General features: G+C 61.4%; 18 protein-coding genes. 13 read left to right on the top strand and 5 right to left on the bottom strand.

Annotation, left to right across the window (positions count from 1 at the left end; genetic code table 11):
* Nucleotide 1 precedes the first annotated feature (1 nt).
* On the bottom strand, nucleotides 2–1,513 hold the full coding sequence (gene glpD, locus AC1RO0_RS19830) for a glycerol-3-phosphate dehydrogenase (RefSeq protein ID WP_498594524.1): 1,512 nt from the start codon (nucleotides 1,511–1,513) through the stop codon (nucleotides 2–4).
* Between the two features lie 117 nt (nucleotides 1,514–1,630).
* A complete protein-coding gene (locus AC1RO0_RS19825) occupies nucleotides 1,631–2,404 on the bottom strand; it encodes a DeoR/GlpR family DNA-binding transcription regulator (protein ID WP_498594523.1) in 774 nt (257 codons plus the stop codon).
* Nucleotides 2,405–2,502: 98 nt separating this feature from the next.
* On the opposite strand from AC1RO0_RS19825, the gene AC1RO0_RS19820 reads away from it, so the two are divergent.
* The 10 genes from AC1RO0_RS19820 (at nucleotide 2,503) to AC1RO0_RS19775 (ending at nucleotide 13,285) form a co-directional block, all read left to right on the top strand.
* Nucleotides 2,503–3,273 (top strand): SDR family NAD(P)-dependent oxidoreductase, encoded by a 771-nt coding sequence (locus tag AC1RO0_RS19820; RefSeq protein ID WP_498594522.1) that lies wholly within the window; start codon nucleotides 2,503–2,505, stop codon nucleotides 3,271–3,273.
* Between the two features lie 102 nt (nucleotides 3,274–3,375).
* A complete protein-coding gene (locus AC1RO0_RS19815) occupies nucleotides 3,376–3,714 on the top strand; it encodes an ArsR/SmtB family transcription factor (protein WP_498594521.1) in 339 nt (112 codons plus the stop codon).
* Nucleotides 3,715–3,855: 141 nt separating this feature from the next.
* Nucleotides 3,856–4,203 (top strand): DUF3088 domain-containing protein, encoded by a 348-nt coding sequence (locus AC1RO0_RS19810; RefSeq protein WP_498594520.1) that lies wholly within the window; start codon nucleotides 3,856–3,858, stop codon nucleotides 4,201–4,203.
* A 120-nt stretch (nucleotides 4,204–4,323) separates the two neighbouring features.
* A complete protein-coding gene (locus tag AC1RO0_RS19805) occupies nucleotides 4,324–5,220 on the top strand; it encodes a LysR family transcriptional regulator (RefSeq protein WP_498594519.1) in 897 nt (298 codons plus the stop codon).
* Nucleotides 5,221–5,337: 117 nt separating this feature from the next.
* Entirely contained in the window at nucleotides 5,338–5,817 is a 480-nt protein-coding gene (locus tag AC1RO0_RS19800) for a formate dehydrogenase subunit gamma (protein WP_174052616.1), read from the top strand.
* The gene (locus AC1RO0_RS19795) at nucleotides 5,814–7,370 is read left to right on the top strand and encodes a formate dehydrogenase beta subunit (RefSeq protein ID WP_498594518.1); all 1,557 of its coding nucleotides are present in this window, start codon (nucleotides 5,814–5,816) and stop codon (nucleotides 7,368–7,370) included. Before AC1RO0_RS19800 ends, AC1RO0_RS19795 begins: the two co-directional genes overlap by 4 nt.
* Nucleotides 7,371–7,375: 5 nt before the next feature.
* Nucleotides 7,376–10,255 carry a formate dehydrogenase subunit alpha gene (fdhF, locus tag AC1RO0_RS19790; RefSeq protein ID WP_498594517.1) on the top strand — a complete coding sequence of 960 codons (2,880 nt, stop codon included), beginning with the start codon at nucleotides 7,376–7,378 and terminating at the stop codon, nucleotides 10,253–10,255.
* A gap of 175 nt (nucleotides 10,256–10,430) precedes the next feature.
* Nucleotides 10,431–11,258, top strand: coding sequence for a formate dehydrogenase accessory sulfurtransferase FdhD (fdhD, locus tag AC1RO0_RS19785; RefSeq protein ID WP_498594516.1), 828 nt, complete (start codon nucleotides 10,431–10,433; stop codon nucleotides 11,256–11,258).
* Nucleotides 11,248–11,505: a formate dehydrogenase subunit delta gene (locus tag AC1RO0_RS19780; RefSeq protein ID WP_498594515.1), complete on the top strand. Its 258-nt coding sequence runs from the start codon at nucleotides 11,248–11,250 to the stop codon at nucleotides 11,503–11,505. Before fdhD ends, AC1RO0_RS19780 begins: the two co-directional genes overlap by 11 nt.
* Nucleotides 11,506–11,623: 118 nt before the next feature.
* Entirely contained in the window at nucleotides 11,624–13,285 is a 1,662-nt protein-coding gene (locus tag AC1RO0_RS19775; protein ID WP_498594514.1) for an OFA family MFS transporter, read from the top strand.
* A gap of 83 nt (nucleotides 13,286–13,368) precedes the next feature.
* On the opposite strand, the gene AC1RO0_RS19770 is transcribed toward AC1RO0_RS19775, so the two are convergent.
* The 3 genes from AC1RO0_RS19770 to rocF all read right to left on the bottom strand — a co-directional run bounded on the left by AC1RO0_RS19770 (nucleotide 13,369) and on the right by rocF (nucleotide 16,140).
* Entirely contained in the window at nucleotides 13,369–13,845 is a 477-nt protein-coding gene (locus AC1RO0_RS19770) for a chemotaxis protein CheW (RefSeq protein ID WP_498594513.1), read from the bottom strand.
* Nucleotides 13,846–13,981: 136 nt separating this feature from the next.
* Nucleotides 13,982–15,184 (bottom strand): ornithine--oxo-acid transaminase, encoded by a 1,203-nt coding sequence (gene rocD / locus AC1RO0_RS19765; protein ID WP_498594512.1) that lies wholly within the window; start codon nucleotides 15,182–15,184, stop codon nucleotides 13,982–13,984.
* 20 nt (nucleotides 15,185–15,204) lie between these two features.
* Nucleotides 15,205–16,140, bottom strand: a complete 936-nt coding sequence (gene rocF / locus AC1RO0_RS19760; protein WP_498594510.1) for an arginase — start codon at nucleotides 16,138–16,140, stop codon at nucleotides 15,205–15,207.
* A gap of 137 nt (nucleotides 16,141–16,277) precedes the next feature.
* On the opposite strand from rocF, the gene AC1RO0_RS19755 reads away from it, so the two are divergent.
* The 3 genes from AC1RO0_RS19755 to AC1RO0_RS19745 all read left to right on the top strand — a co-directional run bounded on the left by AC1RO0_RS19755 (nucleotide 16,278) and on the right by AC1RO0_RS19745 (nucleotide 18,415).
* Entirely contained in the window at nucleotides 16,278–16,706 is a 429-nt protein-coding gene (locus AC1RO0_RS19755) for an Lrp/AsnC family transcriptional regulator (protein WP_498594509.1), read from the top strand.
* 107 nt (nucleotides 16,707–16,813) lie between these two features.
* Complete coding sequence (locus AC1RO0_RS19750; RefSeq protein ID WP_498594508.1) at nucleotides 16,814–17,584, top strand: AraC family transcriptional regulator; 771 nt, start codon at nucleotides 16,814–16,816, stop codon at nucleotides 17,582–17,584.
* A 102-nt stretch (nucleotides 17,585–17,686) separates the two neighbouring features.
* A complete protein-coding gene (locus tag AC1RO0_RS19745; protein WP_498594507.1) occupies nucleotides 17,687–18,415 on the top strand; it encodes a haloacid dehalogenase type II in 729 nt (242 codons plus the stop codon).
* Nucleotides 18,416–18,431: the final 16 nt, after the last annotated feature.

Here is an 18,431-nt window from a genome sequence, read left to right as displayed (position 1 = left end):
TTTATGCGTGGACCCGCGCGCCGGCCATGTAGTCGTCGAGCGCCGCGGCCTGGTCCTTCGAGAGGTAAAGGCCCTTCTTCGAGCGGCGCCAGAGGACATCGGCAGCGGTATAAGCCCATTCATGCGCCATCAGATAGCGCACTTCCGCCTCGTAGAGATCGCTGCCGAAATTGCGGCCGAGATCGCTTGGGGCCTTGGCGTTGCCGAGGATCATGATGGCGCGGGTGCCATAGCGGCGCACCAGCCGTCGCGCATGCGGGTCGGCAAGGAAGGGATAACGCGCCTTCAGCTTGACCACTTCGGCTTCATAACCCTTGGCCGGGAAATCGCCGCCTGGCAGTGAGCTTTTGGCCGTCCATGGCGTGCCCTTGAGGCCGATGGCTTCGCCGATCTTTTCGAGCGCATGCTCGCTCAGGCGGCGATAGGTGGTGAGCTTGCCGCCGAAGACGTTGAGCAAGGGTGCCTGACCTTCGGCGCCCTCGACCTTCAGCACATAGTCACGGGTCGCCTCCTGCGCCTTGGTGGCGCCGTCGTCATAGAGCGGGCGCACGGCGGAATAGGTCCAGACGATATCCTCGGGGCGAACCGGCTCCTTGAAATATTCGCTGGCGGCGTTGCAGAGATAGGTGGTTTCCTCTTCGGAAATCCTCACATCCTTCGGATCGTCCTTGTAGTCGCGATCCGTCGTGCCGATCAGGGTGAAGTCCTGTTCGTAGGGGATGGCGAAAATGATGCGGTTATCCGGATTCTGGAAGAAATAGGCGCGCGGATCGTCGAACTTCTTGCGGACGACGATGTGGCTGCCCTGCACCAGGCGGACATTGTGGGCCTGGTTGGTGCCAAAGGCGTCGGAGAGAACATGATCGACCCAGGGGCCAGCGGCATTGATCAGCATGCGCGACTTGAAGAAGCGTTTCTCGCCGGTAACGGTGTCCTCTGTTTCGATCGTCCAGAGGGCGCCGTCGCGGCGGGCCGATATGACCTTGGTGCGCGGCATGATCGTGGCGCCGCGATCGGCGGCATCGCGGGCATTGAGCACGACCATGCGGGCGTCATCCACCCAGCCGTCGGAATATTCGAAAGCCTTGGTGAACAGCGACTTCAGCGGCTTTCCGGCCGGGTCGGTCTTCATGTCGAGCGTTGCCGTTGGCGGCAGCAGCTTACGGCCGCCGAGATGGTCGTAAAGGAAAAGGCCGAGGCGGATGAGCCAGGCCGGACGGATGCCGCCCTTGTGATAGGGCAGGACGAAGCGCATCGGCCAGATGATGTGCGGTGCCATCGCCCAGAGCACTTCGCGCTCCATCAGCGATTCGCGCACCAGGCGGAATTCGTAATGCTCGAGATAGCGCAGGCCACCATGGATCAGCTTGGTGGCGCCGGACGATGTGCCGGAGGCGAAATCGTTCATTTCGGCAAGTGCGACCTTATAGCCGCGTCCGACGGCATCACGGGCGATGCCGCAGCCGTTGATGCCGCCGCCAATGACGAAAATGTCGTGGATCTGCTCGCTCACGCGCCCCTCCGCAAAGCCCCCGCCATCATGAAAGATGGATAATTCGAAAATCAATCCATCTAAAGCGAAATCAATACGAATGTCAAACGAACGTTTCTTGATGGGCGTCGCGTGTGGTCAACTCTGCCGGCGTGCGGTTTCGACCAGGCGAACGCCGTGTTCGGCGGCGGCGATACGCACGGATTCGACCCGACATTCGTCGGTGACGAAGGTGTGGACCTGCGACAGGTGGCCGATGCGTACCGGGGCGGTGCGCTCGAACTTGGTGCTGTCGGCGACCAGTATGACATGGCGGGCATTGGCGATGATCGCCTGCGCCACTTTCACTTCACGAAAATCGAAATCGAGAAGCGCGCCGTCGGCATCGATGGCGGAGGTGCCGATGACGGCATAGTCCACCTTGAACTGCCGGATGAAATCGACCGCCGCTTCGCCGACAATGCCGCCATCCGAGCCGCGCACGACGCCGCCGGCGATGACGACTTCGATCGATGGGAAAATCCGCAACTTGTTGGCAACGTTGATGTTGTTGGTGATGACCATCAGTTCGTGATGGCCGAGAAGGGCTTCGCCGACCGCTTCCGTCGTGGTGCCGATATTGATGAAAAGCGAGCTGTTATTGGGAATGAGCCCGGCGGCGGCCCGGCCGATCGCCTGCTTTTCCGGGGCGGCGATGGAGCGGCGTGCTTCGTATTTGACGTTTTCCGTGCCGCCCGGGAAGATCGCGCCGCCATGGACCCGCGATAGAACGCGGCCGTCGCAGAGATCGTTCAGGTCCTTGCGGATGGTCTGCGGCGTCACGGAAAAGCGCGACGCCAGTTCCTCCACCAGCACGCGCCCCTCAGTCTTGGCGATCTCCAGAATCTCTGTTTGCCGTCCCGATAGGAACATAATCTGCGCTCCCTTTCTTTCGTTTTTTCATCATCATATGATAAAGTGAAAATTCCGCAATTGTTGGTGCGCGGATTCTGCGATTTGAGGGGGCCATCATGTTTCATCCGAAGCTATTCGAAAATCGCAACGTCGTAATCACCGGCGCCGGGCGCGGCATCGGGCTGGAGGTGGCGCGGCAGTTTCTCGATTGCAGCGCGCGCGTGCTCGTCCATGTCGGGCGTGACGGTAAACGCGAGCTGCCGGATTTTCTGCTGGAGGCCGAACTCGACCGCCGCGCTTTTCTCATTCCGGCCGACTTTAGCAGCGAGAGCGGCACGAAGGATTTTGCGGCTGCGGCCGCGGGCGTGTTCGACCGTATCGACGTGCTGGTCAACAATGCCGGCACCATGCTCGGTCGCTTTCCCGCCGGCGAATTGACCGATGAACAATATGGCCGGATCGTCCAGCTCAACCAGACCTCAGTCGTGGAGGTGACAAGGGCCTTGCTGCCGCAGCTCAGGAACGCGGGGCAGGCAGCGATCGTCAATACGGTATCGATCTCGGCGCTCACCGGCGGCAGCCCGGGATCGGCGATCTATTCCGCCTCCAAGGCTTTCGTCGCCACCTATTCGAAGGCGCTGGCGCGGGAGCTGGCGCCGGACGGTATCCGGGTGAACTGCGTGTCGCCGGGAACCATCGCCACAGACTTCCATGAGCGCTACTCCTCGAAGGAGAAGCTCGAGCAGACGCGCCGGTCTATTCCATTGCAACGCCTGGGCACGGCGGAAGATTGCGCTCCCACCTATCTTTTCCTGGCGGCGCCGAATTTATCCGGCTACATCACCGGGCAGGTAATCGAGATTAATGGCGGGCAGCTTATCTGCTGATAAAATGGACCTTTTTTGGTGCTCCGCCACTTTTTGAACGGGCACCCCATTCATAATATTATACGCATATCTGTATGCGAATGTGTCGCCAGAGGCTGTCCTATGTCGTTGTCTCCACCGCCTGGCGGTATTGCGGAGCATAGTGTTGAAGAACTGAACGCGAAGGCCAGACGGGCGAGCGTTTTGTTGAAGGCTCTGTCGCACGAGACGCGGCTGATCATTCTCTTCCTGTTGGCCAGGCAAGAAAAGACCGTGATGGAGATCGAGGCTATACTCGGTTTGCAGCAGGCGGTGGTGTCGCAGCATCTGGCGCGACTGCGGCTGGAGAAGCTGGTCGAAACACGCCGCGAAGGCCGGCTCGTCTATTACGCCGTCGCCGGTTCGGAAATCAGCGACGTGGTCGAATCTTTGCGCGAGGTTTTCTGCGGTCTCGATTCCTGATCGTGGCGACAGGAGATGCTTGCCGACGGCTGGCAGCGTCTATAGAGCGGCCGTTGTCATGGGCGATGGTTTCCGAATCCTACGGATTGACTTGGGCTATTCATCGTTTGTGCATGGTGTTCGAGAGCGACGGAGCTGACGATGACCCGCGATAAACTCTTTTTGCTGCGTCCCGATTTTGAAGATCCGGCTTATCCCGGTCGCCGTTTCTATTGCTGGCATTGTGCCTTGATGGAAGGTGTACTGGCGTCATTTCCCGCACTGGCGCAACGGCTTGATGTCGAGCGGATTGCGTGGCCGCGGCCAAGGCTTCCCGTCATCGCCGTGGTCGGAGAGGAACATCAGTCCCTGCCGCTGCTGGTGCTGGCGGAGGGTGAAACGTCGCAATATCAAACCGGCGTGTTTGAGGGCAAAGCCTTCATATCCGACAAGGACAAGATCCTTGCCGCCCTTTCGGAACGCCATGGGTTTCCCGACCCTCATCCGTGAGTGAGAATTTGGCGATGTGATCTGAAAGGGAAGGCTGTGGCCTCCGTTGGTTCCGCCTCTCCTTTTCCAATGTTGCGCTCATGCCTTGGCCCGTTTAACTCTTCCTCTCGGGAGAGTTGAATGATCGACAAGCTGGAATTCTTTATCGCGCTTGCCAACCAGAAGCATTTCGGCCGCGCCGCGGAGGAATGCGGGGTGACGCAGCCGACCTTGTCGGCGGCGATCCGGCAGCTGGAGGATCAGCTCGGGGTCATGCTTGTCAGCCGTGGTTCGCGTTTCCAGGGGTTGACCCCGGAAGGGCAGCGGGTGCTGGAATGGGCGCGGCGGATCGTCGGCGATGCCAGGACGATGCGCGAGGAGATGCGGGCGGCGCACAAGGGCCTTGCCGGCCATATCCGCATCGCGGCGATCCCGACGGCGCTCGCCATGGTGCCGAAGATCACGGCGCCGTTTCAGGAGCGGCATCCCGACGTCACCTTCTCCATCATTTCGCGCAATTCGCTGCAGGTGCTGAGCCTGCTCGAGAATCTCGAGATCGATGCCGGCATCACCTATCTGGAAAACGAGCCGCTTGGGCGCGTCACCAGTGTGCCGCTTTATGCCGAGCGCTATCATCTGATCACGGCGGCGGGCAGTCCGCTCTCCGAGCGCGTCAGCGTGACCTGGAAGGAAGTCGGCGATCTTCGGCTTTGTCTATTGACCGCGGACATGCAGAACCGCCGCATCATCAACCGACACCTTGCCGAAGCCGGCGCGACGGCCCGTCCGACGCTGGAGTCCAATTCGATGATCGTGCTGTTCTCTCATGTCCAGACGGGACGCTGGGCGAGCATCATGCCGAAGAATATCGCCGATTCCTTCGGCTTTCCCGCCGATATTCGCAAGATCCCGATCACCGAGCCGGATGCCGAACATCTCGTCGGTCTGGTCGCCACCCATCGTGAGCCGTTTACCCCACTCGTCTCGGCCTTGTTGCATGAGGCACGATTGCTCGCGGAGAGTGAGAGAGATCGATAGGAATTTCCTATCGTTTGACGGGACTGCCTTATTGATCCCTCGCTTCTTCCCTGCGACTCTCCGAATGTAGCATGCGTCGACGTGTGTTTACGGAGGAGAAGCCTGGGAGGGCTGCTTATGAGTTTGCATCTTGGCTCGGGCGCAATCGCGGCCCGTGCCGGCGTCATTATCGAAGCCATGAAATCGATGGAAGGTCCGCTCCTGCCGATCCTGCATGGGATCCAGGAAGAGTTCGGCTATGTGCCGCAGGATACGCTGCCGCTGATCGCCAAGGCCCTCAATCTGTCGCGCGCCGAAGTGCACGGCGTCATGACCTTCTATCATGACTATCGCGATCATCCCGCCGGCCGCCATGTCCTGAAGCTCTGTCGCGCCGAAGCCTGTCAGTCGATGGGCGGCGATCAGTTGGCGGAGCGCGTCAAGCGGCTGCTCGGCATCGATTTTCATCAGACGACGCTTGATGGCAGCGTGACGCTGGAGCCGGTCTACTGTCTTGGGCTCTGTGCCTGTGCGCCTGCGGCGATGCTGGACGGCGAGCTGCATGGCCGGCTGGACGACGAAGGCGCGGAAGACCTGGTAAGGGAGGCGCGCCGATGACGGTGAAGATTTACGTTCCCCGCGATGCCGCAGCCCTTTCGCTTGGCGCCGAGAAGGTGGCGAAGGCTATCGCGCAGGAGATTGCCAGCCGTGGTCTGAGTGCACAGATCGTCCGCAATGGTTCGCGTGGCATGTTCTGGCTGGAGCCACTCGTCGAGGTGGAAGTCGATGGCAAGCGCATCGGCTATGGGCCGGTGAGGGCCAAGGATGTGCCGGCATTGTTCGATGCAGGATTGCTCCAAGGCAGCGAGCATCCGCTCTGTCTTGGGGAGGTTGAGAGCCTCCCATTCCTTAGGGAACAGACACGCCTCACCTTTGCCCGCTGCGGCATCATCGATCCCCTTTCATTGGAAGACTACGAAGCCCATGGCGGCCTTAAGGGGCTGCGTCGCGCCGTTGGCATGGCGGCAGCCGATATCGTCAAGGATGTCACCGACTCCGGCCTGCGCGGTCGCGGTGGCGCGGGCTTTCCGACCGGCATCAAATGGAAGACGGTGCTCGATGCGCCGGGGACGCGCAAATACATCGTCTGCAATGCCGACGAGGGCGACAGTGGCACATTTGCCGACCGGATGATCATGGAGGGCGATCCCTTCGTCCTGATCGAGGGCATGGCGGTTGCTGGTCTTGCGACCGGCGCGACCAAGGGCTTCGTCTATGCGCGTTCGGAATATCCGCATGCCATCGCCGCGATGACGCAAGCCGTGGAAATCGCGAGAGGAGCCGGCATTCTCGGAGCCTCCGTACTTGGCTCCGGCAAGGCCTTCGATATCGAGATCCGTACCGGCGCCGGCGCCTATGTTTGCGGCGAGGAGACGGCGCTGCTCAACAGCCTGGAAGGCAAGCGCGGCATCGTGCGGGCCAAGCCGCCTCTGCCGGCGCATAAGGGCCTGTTCGACTGTCCGACCGTCATCAACAATGTCATCTCGCTCGCCTCTGTCCCCGTGATCATGGACAAGGGTGCGGCCTTCTATCGTGATTTCGGCATGGGCCGGTCGCGTGGCACCATTCCGCTGCAGATTGCCGGCAATGTGAAATATGGCGGCCTTTATGAGACGGCCTTCGGCCTGTCGCTCGGCGATATCATCGACAGGATCGGCGGCGGGACAGTGACGGGCCGGCCGGTGAAGGCGGTGCAGGTCGGTGGGCCGCTCGGGGCCTATTTCCCGCGCGCGCTGTTCGACACGCCATTCGACTATGAATCCTTCGCAGCCAAGGACGGCCTCATCGGCCATGCCGGCATCGTCGTCTTTGACGACACGGCCGACATGCTGAAACAGGCGCGCTTTGCCATGGAGTTCTGCGCGGTCGAAAGCTGCGGCAAGTGCACGCCCTGCCGTATCGGTTCGACGCGCGGCGTCGAGACGGCCGACAAGATCGCTCAGGGGATCGAGCCGGAGAAGAACCGGGTCCTGCTCGCCGATCTCTGCAACACGATGAAATTCGGCTCGCTCTGTGCCCTTGGGGGCTTCACGCCCTATCCGGTGATGAGCGCGATGACGCATTTTCCGGAGGATTTCTCTCCGGTCCCTTTGATTGAAGCGGCGGAGTAAGACCCATGTCCCTCGTTCCCGAAATCGACTACGGCACGCCCGCCTCCCTCTCCGAAACCCTGGTGACGCTGACCGTCGACGGCCATCCGATCGATGTGCCCGAGGGCACATCGATCATGCGCGCCTCGATGGAAGCCGGCATAAAGGTGCCGAAGCTCTGCGCCACCGACATGGTCGACGCTTTCGGCTCCTGTCGCCTCTGTCTCGTCGAGATCGAAGGCCGCAACGGCACGCCTTCGTCCTGCACGACACCGGTTTCGCCGGGCATGGTCGTGCACACCCAGACCAACCGGCTGAAAGATATTCGTCGCGGCGTGATGGAGCTTTATATCTCCGACCATCCGCTCGACTGTCTGACCTGCGCCGCCAATGGCGATTGCGAGCTACAGGACATGGCCGGCGCTGTCGGCCTACGCGACGTTCGCTACGGCTATGAGGGCGACAATCACGTCAAGGCGCGCAACAGCGGCGACATCAATCTGAAATGGATGCCGAAGGACGAGTCCAATCCCTATTTCACCTATGACCCGTCGAAATGCATCGTCTGCTCCCGCTGCGTGCGCGCTTGCGAAGAGGTGCAGGGCACGTTCGCGCTGACCATCGAAGGCCGTGGCTTCGGCTCGCGCGTATCGCCTGGCATGCATGAGCATTTCATCGACAGCGAGTGCGTCTCCTGCGGCGCCTGCGTGCAAGCCTGTCCCACCGCGACGCTGACGGAGAAGTCGGTGATCGCGATCGGCCAGCCCGAGCATTCCGTCGTCACCACCTGCGCCTATTGCGGCGTCGGCTGTTCCTTCAAGGCGGAGATGCGCGGCGAGGAACTGGTCCGCATGGTGCCGTGGAAGGATGGCCAGGCCAATCGCGGCCATTCCTGCGTCAAGGGCCGCTTTGCCTACGGCTATTCGACCCATAAGGACCGCATTCTCAATCCGATGGTGCGCGAAAAGATCACCGACCCGTGGCGCGAAGTCACCTGGGACGAGGCCTTCGCTCATGTCGCCACGGAAATCCGGCGCATCCAGTATCAGTATGGTCGCGAATCCGTTGGTGGCATCACGTCGTCGCGTTGCACCAACGAAGAGACCTTCCTGGTGCAGAAGCTGATCCGGGCCGGCTTCGGCAACAACAATGTCGATACCTGCGCCCGCGTCTGCCACTCGCCGACCGGCTATGGCCTCGGCCAGGCTTTCGGCACCTCGGCGGGTACGCAGAACTTCGACAGTGTCGAGCATTCCGACGTTGTCATCGTTATCGGCGCCAACCCGACCGACGGCCATCCGGTCTTCGGCTCGCGGCTGAAGAAGCGGCTGCGCCAGGGCGCCAAGCTGATCGTCATCGATCCGCGCCGCATCGATCTGGTGCGCACGCCGCATGTCGAGGCGAGCTATCACCTGCCGCTGAAGCCGGGCACCAATGTCGCCCTGCTGACGGCGCTTGCCCATGTCATCGTCACCGAAGGCCTGTTTGACGAGAAATTCATTCGCGAGCGTTGCGACTGGTCGGAATTCGAGGATTGGGCCGCTTTCGTCGCCGAGCCGCAGCACAGCCCGGAGGAAACGGAGAAATACACCAACGTTCCGGCCGATCTCGTGCGCGGTGCTGCCCGTCTCTTCGCCAAGGGCGGCAATGGTGCGATCTATTATGGTCTTGGCGTTACCGAGCACAGCCAGGGCTCGACCACGGTCATGGCGATCGCCAATCTTGCGATGGTGACCGGCAATATCGGCCGTCCCGGCGTCGGCGTGAACCCGCTGCGCGGCCAGAACAACGTCCAGGGCTCCTGCGATATGGGCTCCTTCCCGCATGAGCTGCCGGGCTATCGCCATATCTCCGACGATGCGACCCGCGATATCTTCGAAAAACTCTGGGGCGTGAAGCTCAACAACGAGCCGGGCCTGCGCATCCCCAACATGCTCGACGCTGCCGTCGATGGCACGTTCAAGGGTCTCTACATTCAGGGCGAGGATATCCTGCAATCCGATCCGGACACCAAGCATGTCGCCGCCGGCCTTGCCGCGATGGAATGCGTTATCGTCCACGATCTCTTCCTGAACGAGACGGCCAACTACGCCCATGTCTTCCTGCCAGGCTCGACCTTCCTCGAAAAGGACGGCACCTTCACCAATGCCGAGCGCCGCATCAACCGCGTGCGTAAGGTGATGAGCCCGCGCAACGGCTATGCCGACTGGGAAGTGACGCAGAAGATGGCGCAGGCCATGGGGCTTGGCTGGAACTACCAGCATCCCTCCGAGATCATGGATGAAATCGCCGCGACGACACCGAGCTTCGCCATGGTCTCCTACGACTATTTGGAGAAGATGGGTTCGGTGCAGTGGCCCTGCAACGAGAAGACGCCATTGGGCTCGCCGATCATGCATGTCGACGGCTTCGTGCGCGGCAAGGGTAAGTTCATCCGCACGGAATATGTCGCGACCGACGAACGCACCGGCCCGCGCTTCCCGCTGCTGCTGACGACCGGACGCATCCTCAGCCAATATAATGTCGGTGCGCAGACGCGGCGTACCGAGAACGTCATGTGGCATGCCGAGGACCGGTTGGAGATGCATCCGCACGATGCCGAGCAGCGCGGCATTCGCGACGGCGACTGGATCAAGCTTGCCAGCCGTTCCGGCGATACGACGTTGCGTGCGCTGATCACCGACCGCGTCGCGCCTGGCGTCGTCTATACGACCTTCCATCATCCCGATACGCAGGCGAACGTTATCACGACCGACTATTCCGACTGGGCAACGAATTGCCCGGAATATAAGGTCACGGCCGTCCAGGTCTCGCCATCCAACGGCCCGTCGCAATGGCAGATCGACTATGACGAACAGGCCCGGCAGTCTCGCCGGATTGTCGGGAAAATGGAGGCTGCGGAGTGAGGATGGATGCGTTTACCCCTTCTCCCCTCGGGGAGAAGGTGCCCAAAGGGCGGATAAGGGGGTTTCTCCGCACGGCGGATACTGCTCTTTTGCGCTCGGAGCTATCGCTCCTCGTCCCCCTCATCCGACGCTTCGCGCCACCTTCTCCCCGTGGGGGAGAAGGGAGGGTTGCCACATGACCAAATTCACCCCCACCACCACCGTCCCCGAAACCGCGCGCCGTAACGGCGTCGTCCGCTCCGGCTCCCGCATCGTCCCGGAGGAGGTTCCGATCGCCTTTTCCTATGGTGGCTCGTCGCATGCGGTGATGATGGGGACGCCCGCTGATCTCGAGGATTTCGCCATCGGGTTCAGCCTGACCGAGGGCATCATTACCGATATCGATCAGATCGCCGCCGTCGAACCGGTGGAGGATGAGCAGGGGATCGATGTGCAGGTCACTCTGGTTGATGACGTGGCTGATGCCCTGCGCGTCCGGCGGCGGCATATGGCCGGTCCGGTCGGCTGCGGCCTCTGCGGTATCGAATCGATCGAGCAGGCGGTGCGCAAGGTGCCGGATGTCTCCGCGATTGCGTTGACGCTTTCCCATGAGGATATCGTTCGCGCCATCGCGCTTCTCAACGACGCCCAGCCGCTGCATCGCGAGACCCGCGCCGTGCATGGGGCGGGCTTTTATATCCGGGGCAAGGGATTGATCGCCGTGCGCGAGGATGTCGGGCGGCATAATGCGCTGGACAAGCTTTGCGGCGCCGTCATTCGCTCCGGCCACAGGGGCGCCGACGGCGTCGTTGCGGTCACCAGCCGGCTGTCGGTCGAGATGGTGCAGAAGGCGGCGATCCTGGGCTCTTCCGTCCTTGTCGCCATTTCCGCGCCGACCGCACTTGCCATTCGCACGGCCGAAGAGGCTGGCATGACGCTGGTGGCGCTGGTGCGCGGCGATGATTTCGAGATTTTCACCCATCCGCAGCGCATTACTCCGGGGAGCATCGCCGATGTCGCTTGACGAAACGCATCAAGGCAAGACCGCTACGAAGCTCGTCTATATGGCCAACCAGATCGCCACCTTCTTCAAGACGCAACCGGCGCATGAATCGGCGCAGGGTGTTGCGACGCATATCAACAAGTTCTGGGAGCCGCGCATGCGGCGTCAGCTTTTCGAGATCATCGATCATGGAGACAGCGGCTTGAGCCCTCTCGTCATCGAGGCCTCCGCGCTGATCCACAGACCGGAGCCGGCCAGGCAGGACTGATCCGGCCTTTGTCTTTGATTTTTAAAATCTATTGGATGGAGAGGGAAATCCGTCCGTAGCTGCTGTACAAGGCGGAATTATTGGGGAATTCAGGTCTCTGAAACAAGGAGGGTTGTTCATGGCGACTGCGGAAACGGATATTTCAAGGGGCGCGGCGGCGCCGGGACTGCTCGATCGTGAGCGCATCATCGCCAAGCCTGGCTTCAACCGGTGGCTGGTGCCGCCGGCGGCTCTGGCGATCCATCTTTGCATCGGCATGGCCTATGGCTTCAGCGTCTTCTGGTTGCCGCTGTCGAAGGCGCTTGGCACAACGACGCCGCCTTCGGCTGAGTGCGCCAGCCTCAATCTCCTTTCCGCTTTGGTCACGACCAGCTGCGATTGGCGCGTGAGCGACCTCGGCTGGATCTATACGCTGTTCTTCGTGCTGCTCGGCTCCTCTGCCGCCATCTGGGGCGGCTGGCTGGAACGGGCCGGCCCGCGCAAGGCCGGTGTCGTCTCGGCCTGCTGCTGGTGCGGCGGTATCCTGATTGCCGCGATCGGCGTCATTTATCATCAGCTCTGGCTGATGTGGATCGGCGCGGGCGTCATCGGCGGCATCGGGCTTGGCCTTGGCTATATCTCGCCGGTCTCGACGCTGATCAAATGGTTTCCCGACCGGCGCGGCATGGCGACCGGTATGGCGATCATGGGCTTCGGCGGTGGAGCGATGATCGGCGCGCCGCTCGCTAATTTGCTGATGACCAACTTCCGCGTCGACGGCTCGGTCGGCGTCTGGCAGACCTTCGTCGTCATGGCGGCGATCTATTTCGTCTTCATGATGGGCGGTGCCTTCGGTTATCGCCTGCCCCCGGCCGGCTGGCGTCCGGAAGGCTGGACGCCGCCTGCCGCCAAGAGCACGATGATCACGACCAAGCATGTGCATCTGCGCAACGCGCACAAGACCAAGCAGTTCTGGCTGATCTGGGCAGTGCTGTGCCTCAACGTTTCGGCGGGCATCGGCGTCATCGGCATGGCCTCGCCGATGCTGCAGGAAATCTTCGGTGGCGCGCTGATCGGCCTGCCGGATGTGAAGTTCGGTGATCTCAGCAAGGAACAAGTGGCGGCCATCGCAGCGATTGCCGCCGGTTTTGCCGGCCTGCTGTCGCTCTTCAATATCGGTGGCCGCTTCTTCTGGGCATCGCTCTCCGACAAGATCGGCCGTAAGAACACCTATTACTGCTTCTTCCTCATCGGCATCGCGCTTTACCTGCTGGCCCCCTGGGCGGCGGGTATTCACAGCAAGGTCCTGTTCGTCGGTGCCCTCTGCATCATTCTCTCGATGTATGGCGGCGGCTTTGCCACCATCCCGGCCTATCTTGCCGATATCTTCGGCACGCAGTTTGTTGGTGCCATCCATGGCCGGCTGCTCACAGCCTGGGCGACGGCCGGGATCGTCGGTCCGGTGGTGGTCAACTACATCCGCGAAGCACAGAAGGCTGCCGGGGTGGAGGGCGCACAGCTCTATACCTTCACCATGTATATCCTCGCCGGCATGCTGGCGCTGGGCCTGATTGCCAACTCGCTGGTGAGGCCGCTTGCGGACAAGTGGTTCATGTCGGATGAGGAAGTGGCCGCGCTACAGGCAAAGACCGCCGCCGCCAATGCCGGCCCGACTGGCTCCTTCGGCATCGGCAAGGGCGGGTTCGACGGCAAGGCGCTGATCGCCTGGGCGATCGTCGGCATCCCGCTGCTTTGGGGCGTTTGGGTGACGATCAGAAGCACGTTTGCGCTGTTCGGCTGAAATCGGCACGCTACTTGCATGAAAAAGCCGTCCCGGAATGTCGGGGCGGCTTTTTCGTGGGGACTGAAATGAAAAGCAGGCGCTCAGGCGGCGAGTTCTTCGGCTTCGCCTTCCTTGAACATCTTGGCAAGGTTCAGGAAGCAGATCATGCCGTTTTCGGTGGCAATGATGCCTTCGCAGTAGGCGCGGTCGAAGGAAGCGGTGACTTCGGGGACGGGCTGGACCTGGTCGGCAGCAATCGTCAGGATGTCGGAGACGCGATCGACCAACATGCCGATGACCATGTTATGGACTTCCGCCACGACGATGGCGCTGCGTTCATTGGCGACCGTGCTCTGCATGCCCAGCTTGTAGGCGAGATCGATAATTGGGATGACTGAGCCGCGCAGGTTCATGACGCCGATGACGTCGGCCGGCGCATGTGGGATCGGCGTCGACGGCGCCCAGCCACGGATCTCGCGGATCGTGGTGGTCTTGACGCAGAATTCCTGATCGTGAAGCCGGAAGGCAATGATCTCCAGCGTATCGCCGCTGAAGCTGGTGGAATTGATCGTGGCCATGAACATTCTTCCCGTTGACGCATGGCGCCAAATCCGGCGCTCTATCCGGGACGATAGCGCAAGAATGTTGCTCAAACCTAAACCTATGGAAGAGATTTCGGCTCTTTCGTAGTTTAGTTTCTTCTAAAAGTTGAGCTCAACGGGCCAGGACTTTGTCGATCTGTTCCAGCGCCCAATCGACCTGATTACGGGTGATGACCAGCGGCGGAGCAAGGCGGATCGTGTGGTCATGGGTGTCCTTGGCGAGCAGGCCAAGATCCTTGAGCTGATAACAATATTGCCGCGCGCCACCGGCTTCCGGCACCAGTTCCACCGCCATCATCAGGCCGCGTCCGCGAACATCCTTGACGATGTTGGAGCGGATCGAGCGCAGGCCTTCGAGGAAATAATCTCCCATGACGGCGGCCTTCTCAATCATGCCTTCCTCGGTGAGCACGCGCAGAGCCGCCCGGGCGACGGCGCAGGCGAGAGGATTACCGCCAAAGGTGGAGCCATGCTGTCCTGGCTGCAAGACGCCGAGCACCTCGGAATTCGAGAGGACGGCGGAGACCGGATAGAAGCCACCCGACAGGGCCTTGCCGATCAATGTTACGTCTGCCTCGATACCCTCATGTTCCTCGGCGAGCAGCTTGCCGGTACGGCCGAGGCCGGTCTGGATCTCGTCCAGGATGAGCGTGATCTTGTTGGCAGTGCAAAGTTCGCGCAAACGGGTGAAATAACCGGCAGGCGGGATGATGACGCCGGCCTCGCCCTGGATTGGCTCGATCAGGGCTGCAACGGTGTTCTGGTTGATCGCGGCGGCGAAGGCATCGGCGTTGCCGAAGGGCACGACGCGGAAGCCTGGCGTATAGGGGCCGAAGCCGGTACGGGCATCCGGATCGGTCGAGAAGCTGATGATGCTCAGTGTCCGGCCATGGAAATTGTCGGCGAAGACGATGATCTCCGCCTGGTTTTCCGGAACGCCCTTGACCTCATAGCCCCATTTGCGCACCGCCTTGATCGCGGTCTCGACCGCCTCGGCGCCGGAGTTCATCGGCAGGATCTTGTGGGAGCCGGTGAGTGCGGCCAGTTCCTCGTAGAGATAGGCGAGCTGGTCGTTGCGGAAGGCGCGGGAGGTGAGCGTCAGTTTGCCGGCCTGCTCGATCATCGCCTCGCGGATCTTCGGGTGGCAATGACCCTGGTTGACCGCCGAATAGGCCGAGAGGCAATCGAGATAGCGCTTGCCGTCGGTATCCCAGACATAGACGCCTTCGCCGCGAGTGAGGACGACGTCGAGCGGCTTGTAGTTATGGGCGCCGAGACGCTGCTCGGTGGCAATCAGATCGGCTGGTGCGCTCATGGTAACTTCCCCCCCCAGAACTATGCGGCCCTTGTCGGGCGGTCGAAGATGCGCCGGCCGAACAGGCTTGCCGCCATCTCGACCAGGACGCGGGCGCTCTTGCCGCGATCGTCCAGGAAGGGATTGAGCTCGACGAGATCGAGCGACGAGACGAGGCCGCTGTCGGACAGCATTTCCATGATCAGATGGGCTTCGCGATAGGTTGCGCCGCCCGGCACCGTCGTTCCGACACCCGGCGCGATGTCCGGATCGATGAAGTCGACGTCGAAGCTGACATGCAGCAGGCCGTTGGCGGCGCTGACCGTGTCGAGCACCCGGCGCATGATCGCGGCCACGCCCTGTTCGTCGAGCGAACGCATGTCGAAGACATTGACGCCGTGCTCGCGGATCTGCTCACGTTCGTGCGGATCGACGGAGCGGATACCGACCTGGAAGACCTTCTTCGGATCGACCAGTGGCCGGCCGGCCGGCAGCACATTGGCGATCTCCGCCTGGCCGCAGAAGTAGGCGACGGGCATGCCGTGAATATTGCCCGACGGCGATGTCGCCGGCGAATTAAAATCCGAATGCGCGTCCAGCCAGAGCACGAAGAGCGGCCGGCCGACCTCTGCTGCATGGCGCGCCATGCCGGAGACGCTACCCATGGAAAGGCTGTGGTCGCCGCCGAGGATCAGCGGAAAGCCGCCGGATGAAGCGACGTCATAGACCTTGGCTTCCAGGGCGCGGGTGAAGGCGCCGACGATCTTCAGATGATGTGCTTTCGGATCGTCCGGCAGGTCGGCGGCCGGGGCGGGATGCAGGTCGCCGCTGTCGGTGACGCGATGGTCGAGCTCGATCAGCATCGTCGCGATGCCGGCAATGCGCAGGGCAGTCGGCCCCATGCTGGCGCCGCGGCGGCCGGAACCTTCCTCAAGCGGGACGCCGATCAGGGTGACGGATGTGGATTCTACGCTCATCGGCGGCGCTCCAAAGGGTTAGGGGCTGTTGATTCGTATTATTGGTCGTGGAGGTGACAGCAAAAAGATGGAAAATTGTCGAAAGTTGAGTAGATTTTATCATATTGAATAGTTCAACTTAGCAGAATGATAAGTCCATGGATGATCTTGACCGCGACCTCCTGAGTGCATTGCGCCACAACGCCCGCGCTTCCGTCTCTTCGCTTGCGGCCGCGACCGATACCTCGCGCGCGACTGTCGCCGCCCGCATTGAACGGCTGGTCGACAACGGCACCATCACCGCCTTCACCATCCGAACCGGCCACGAAACCCGCGCCGCCGGCGTGCGCGCCATCGTGCTCATCGAGGTTCTCGGCAAGCTGGCGGACAAGGTCGCCGATCAGCTTCGTGGCCTGCCGCAGGTGAGGGCGCTGCACAGCACCAACGGCAAATGGGATTTCATCGCCGAACTCGAAGACCGCGATCTCGCCTCCTTCGACGAAACGCTACGCCGCATCCGGCTCATCAATGGCATCAACACGACGGAGTCTAATATCTTGCTGAAAACGAGCAAGATGGGATTTTGAATGCGAGGCCGCAGCGGTGGTCCGGTCGTCTGTTCTGGGGCATACTTAGCGCAGACGATGTTCGCGCGTATAATCGCTCAGATGGAGCGTCTTGCCCCGAGGTCAACATGTCAATCAATCTTGAAATCCGGCAATATGCCGGCCCGGACCGTCATCGTCACGACTATAGCCAGATTCTGTTTCCCATGCGTGGTTCCATGCTGGTGGATATCGAAGGGCGGGCCAATGTCGTCTCAAGTAACAGCATGGCGATCATCCCGCAGGACAGCATGCACAATTTCGCGCCGAGCGCCGATTGCAGCCTCATGGTCATGGACGTGGAACTCGGGTCTCTTCCCGATGCGCTTGTTCCGTCCGTCTTGTGCGGTCCGTCGGCTTTGACGGTCCGGATCGAGCCGTGGCTCTGGCGGCTCTTCAACCAGCTTGGGCGGGAGGTCGAGGCGGACAGGCGTCGCGCGCCGGATGCCGCTCATCTGGCGTTGAGCGGGTTGCAGCTTGTCCGGCAGGAGCAGGTGACGGCAGCTCGACCCCGGAGCCTGGCCGAACGGCGTGTTCTTGATGCTGCCGGCGCGTTGGGAAACGACCTTGGGCAGACCAGCGTGACCAACATGGCGAGGAAGGCCGGTCTTGGGCAAAGCCAGTTCCATGCCCTGTTTCGGGAAACGGTCGGTCAGTCGCCGAGGCAATACCAGTTGCGGAAGCTCTTCGATCGTGCGGTCGATCTGCTCGTCAACACATCGCTGCCGATTTCGGAAATCGCCTATGATCTCGGCTATCGAAACGCCTCGTCCTTTAACAGGCAGTTCAAGCAGAGATTCGGCCTGACCCCATCGGCCTTCCGCAATGCCGACGCGGATGGCAGGGGCGTTATGGACTGAGGATCGGAGGTTCGGTCAAGTCATTCGGAGCTTCGCCTCATCACAAGGGCTCCGATTGCTGCGAAATTCCGCCAGACAAACATCTGGCTTCAGGAGGCCCGCTTGACCAAACTGACTGATTTTAAGGCTCTCACCTTCGATTGCTACGGCACGCTCATCGACTGGGAGACCGGCATCTGGAACGCGCTTCAGCCGCTTTTGAGCGAGGGCCGGCTGAGCATGAACCGCGAGGAGGCGCTCGAACTCTTCGGCCGGTTGGAGACGGAGCAGGAGATTGAAACGCCGTCGCTGCGTTATTCTTCTCTGCTCGGGGTCGTGCACGCGCGGATGGCGAAGAGCTGGGGTGTGCGTGTCTCAGCGGACCTGCATGAGCGCTTCGGCCTGTCGGTTCCGGACTGGCCGCCTTTTCCGGATTCCGCCGAGGCGCTCAGCTATCTGAAGACGCACTACAAGATCATCATCCTGTCGAATGTCGACCGCACCAGCTTTGCGGCCAGCAATCGGAAGTTGGGGGTGAATTTCGATGCGGTCTACACGGCGGAAGACGTTGGGTCCTACAAGCCCGATCCGCGTAACTTCACCTATCTGCTCGACCACTTGCACGATGATTTAGGTATTGCGCCTTCGCAGGTGCTTCACACCGCACAAAGCCTTCATCATGATCATGTGCCGGCGGCAAAAGCGGGTCTGGCCCGCGCCTGGATCGACCGACGTTCCGGACGGCCTGGTGGCGGAGCCACTCCGGTGCCGGCTAACGTTCCGACTTTGGATTTCGTGTTCAAGAGCCTTGCCGAATTTGTCGACGCGCATCGTAGCGCCGTTGGCGCCTGATTAGCATATCCGATGG

The sequence above is a fragment of the Rhizobium sp. GW821-FHT14E12 genome, assembly GCF_058803745.1.
This window is presented reverse-complemented; position numbering and strand designations above follow the sequence as displayed.

Coding starts and splice junctions, on each gene's coding strand:
- AC1RO0_RS19770 (WP_498594513.1), bottom strand. CDS start 13,845: ATGGCCACGATCAATTCCACCAGCTTCAGCGGCGATACGCTGGAGATC.
- AC1RO0_RS19755 (WP_498594509.1), top strand. CDS start 16,278: ATGGATGATCTTGACCGCGACCTCCTGAGTGCATTGCGCCACAACGCC.
- AC1RO0_RS19810 (WP_498594520.1), top strand. CDS start 3,856: ATGACCCGCGATAAACTCTTTTTGCTGCGTCCCGATTTTGAAGATCCG.
- fdhD (WP_498594516.1), top strand. CDS start 10,431: ATGACCAAATTCACCCCCACCACCACCGTCCCCGAAACCGCGCGCCGT.
- AC1RO0_RS19795 (WP_498594518.1), top strand. CDS start 5,814: ATGACGGTGAAGATTTACGTTCCCCGCGATGCCGCAGCCCTTTCGCTT.
- AC1RO0_RS19825 (WP_498594523.1), bottom strand. CDS start 2,404: ATGTTCCTATCGGGACGGCAAACAGAGATTCTGGAGATCGCCAAGACT.
- AC1RO0_RS19775 (WP_498594514.1), top strand. CDS start 11,624: ATGGCGACTGCGGAAACGGATATTTCAAGGGGCGCGGCGGCGCCGGGA.
- AC1RO0_RS19805 (WP_498594519.1), top strand. CDS start 4,324: ATGATCGACAAGCTGGAATTCTTTATCGCGCTTGCCAACCAGAAGCAT.
- AC1RO0_RS19800 (WP_174052616.1), top strand. CDS start 5,338: ATGAGTTTGCATCTTGGCTCGGGCGCAATCGCGGCCCGTGCCGGCGTC.
- rocD (WP_498594512.1), bottom strand. CDS start 15,184: ATGAGCGCACCAGCCGATCTGATTGCCACCGAGCAGCGTCTCGGCGCC.
- AC1RO0_RS19750 (WP_498594508.1), top strand. CDS start 16,814: ATGTCAATCAATCTTGAAATCCGGCAATATGCCGGCCCGGACCGTCAT.
- AC1RO0_RS19820 (WP_498594522.1), top strand. CDS start 2,503: ATGTTTCATCCGAAGCTATTCGAAAATCGCAACGTCGTAATCACCGGC.
- rocF (WP_498594510.1), bottom strand. CDS start 16,140: ATGAGCGTAGAATCCACATCCGTCACCCTGATCGGCGTCCCGCTTGAG.
- fdhF (WP_498594517.1), top strand. CDS start 7,376: ATGTCCCTCGTTCCCGAAATCGACTACGGCACGCCCGCCTCCCTCTCC.
- AC1RO0_RS19780 (WP_498594515.1), top strand. CDS start 11,248: ATGTCGCTTGACGAAACGCATCAAGGCAAGACCGCTACGAAGCTCGTC.
- AC1RO0_RS19815 (WP_498594521.1), top strand. CDS start 3,376: ATGTCGTTGTCTCCACCGCCTGGCGGTATTGCGGAGCATAGTGTTGAA.